This is a genomic window from Blautia sp. AF26-2, assembly GCF_003460955.1.
GTDB lineage: Bacteria > Bacillota > Clostridia > Lachnospirales > Lachnospiraceae > Fusicatenibacter > Fusicatenibacter saccharivorans.
In genome coordinates this window covers 1-230 of record NZ_QTWD01000002.1, presented here as the reverse complement: position 1 = coordinate 230, position 230 = coordinate 1, and the positions used below count along the sequence as shown (strand labels likewise).

Annotated in this window: 1 pseudogene; it reads right to left on the bottom strand. The window is 49.6% G+C overall.

The annotated features are described in order from the left end of the window. Positions 1–230 (bottom strand): annotated as a pseudogene (locus DWY63_RS18105) (IS200/IS605 family accessory protein TnpB-related protein); the annotation flags it as partial.

Sequence of the window (230 nt, the reverse complement as noted above, 5' to 3'; positions counted from 1 at the left end):
CCAAGTTCTGTATTCAGACGTTTTGCATATGCCCATCTTCCCTGCACCTGACGCGATCCATGTTCCCGCTGAAATCTTCGGATCCGTCCCAGCACACGGTACATCCGGTCTTTGTCACTGGGAAAGTTAATAAACTTTCTCCCCAGGATAGTTCCGTCTGGACGCATGATGGTACAGACTGCATCCGTATTGATGCCGAGATCCACACTGCAGATCGTTTGTTCTTTGAC